3 protein-coding genes are annotated in these 1,670 nt (G+C 45.5%); all 3 read right to left on the bottom strand.

Annotation, left to right across the window (positions count from 1 at the left end; genetic code table 11):
* Positions 1-47: 47 nt before the first annotated feature.
* Genes GT019_RS32780 through GT019_RS31465 form a run of 3 tightly spaced genes read right to left on the bottom strand, consistent with a single transcriptional unit; the run spans position 48 to position 1,602 of the window.
* Entirely contained in the window at positions 48-221 is a 174-nt protein-coding gene (locus tag GT019_RS32780; RefSeq protein ID WP_407945120.1) for an IS3 family transposase, read from the bottom strand.
* Complete coding sequence (locus GT019_RS31470) at positions 197-967, bottom strand: IS3 family transposase (RefSeq protein WP_161747398.1); 771 nt, start codon at positions 965-967, stop codon at positions 197-199. Before GT019_RS31470 ends, GT019_RS32780 begins: the two co-directional genes overlap by 25 nt.
* On the bottom strand, positions 925-1,602 hold the full coding sequence (locus GT019_RS31465) for a helix-turn-helix domain-containing protein (RefSeq protein ID WP_161747396.1): 678 nt from the start codon (positions 1,600-1,602) through the stop codon (positions 925-927). Before GT019_RS31465 ends, GT019_RS31470 begins: the two co-directional genes overlap by 43 nt.
* Between the last annotated feature and the right edge of the window lie 68 nt (positions 1,603-1,670).

Here is a 1,670-nt window from a genome sequence, read left to right as displayed (position 1 = left end):
GTGAACTGCACCCCGTCAAGTAGACAGTATAAATAAACGAAAATTATTTAAGCGGCCTTGGTCCTAAATTCCATCGGACTACGGCCGTTTAACTTTGTTTGTAACCGTTCGTTATTGTAAAAGTGAATATAGTCCTCAATGTCCCTTTTAAGCTCATCAAAAGTATGGTACTTGTGCAAATAATACTTCTCACATTTTAAGGTCCCCCAGAAGGATTCCATTGGACCGTCTTCGATGCATCGCCCAACTCGGGACATACTCTGAACCATTTTGTTGCCATCCAGAAGCTTTTTAAAGTCCAGTGAAGTGATTGGTAGCCTCTATCGCTATGAAGCATGGGGCTGCTTTCTGGAGCTGCTTGCAAGGCGAGTTTCAACGTTTGGAATACAAGTGGATTGTTATTGGAACGCCCTAATACATAGGAGACGATGGATTTATCATGGAGATCGAGAATAGCGCTTAAATACGCTTTCTGACCGTTGCCATACTTGAATTCCGTTACATCGGTGAGCCACTTTTCATTCGGCGTATCCGCATGGAAGTTTCGGTTCAGGACGTTCTCCGCGACCTGTTGTGGAGTGGCGTTGGCATACTTTTTCCTCTTCCTCCGAATAACGGATTGAATTCCCATGACCTTCATTAGCCGCAATATGCGCTTGTGGTTAATGGTTTTTCCGGTTTGTCTGCGCATATGCAGAGTTAATTGGCGGTACCCAAAGGTGCGCTCCACTTTCTCATAGATGGCCATCATCACCTGGATCAACTGCTCATTCTCCTGCTCACGAGGACTGGGCTTGCGATTTAGCCATTTGTAATAGCTTGAGCGTGCAATTCCTGCGATTTCGCATAGAAGTTGAACGCTAGTTGACGCGTCTTTTTGAAGTGCCTGAATGGCAAGGTAGAGCGTTTCCTGCCGTGTTTGATTTAGCGTCGCCTTCTTTCGAGTTCCTCTAACTTTTTTAAAAATGCATTTTCCGCCCGAAGTCGCTCAATTTCGTACTCCATCTGCTTCATCTTGAGTTTCTGTTGGTCGGCCTCCGTTAATTCTTCCGGGGCTTTCTTTCTCCCTCGGCCATCCTTTAATGCATCTTGGCCGCCACCTTCGAACTTCTTCACCCATTGGTATACTTGCTGATAGGAGACCTGAAACTGTCCAGCCGTCTTTTGGTAATCATGTTGATTGGTCAGACAATACTGTACGATTTCGATCCGTTCTTGCCATGTTGTAGTGCGCCCTTTTGTCATAGCTCTTGCTTCCCCTTTATAGGCTGTTAAGCTGCTATGACCATTATACTTGTTAGTCCAATCGAAGAGCTGTCTCGTACTAGCAATCTTGTATTTATCGATGATCTGGTACTGAGACATGCCCCCCTCAAGGTAGTCCTTCACCGCCTGGAGCTTAAGCTCAGCACTGTACCTTTGCAGATGTCTACGGCGCTCCAGTCCTTCATATCCATGTGTCTTGTATCGACGCTGCCATTTCATTAAAGTCGTCTTGTTAATTCCATGCTTCTTCGCAGCTGCTAGAAAACCAATCTCCCCGTTCGATACCTCTTCGAGAATGGCGAGTTTCTCCATAGCGTTATATTTCTCTCTAGACATGAAAAAGCTCCCCTCACAGTAGCAGGCTTTTATTATTTCACCTGTCTACCGTATGGGGAGCATATCAT

This window comes from Paenibacillus glycinis, assembly GCF_009909185.1.
GTDB lineage: Bacteria > Bacillota > Bacilli > Paenibacillales > Paenibacillaceae > Paenibacillus_Z > Paenibacillus_Z glycinis.
Note: the sequence above shows the minus strand (reverse complement) of the source record. Positions and strands in the feature narration are given on the sequence as shown.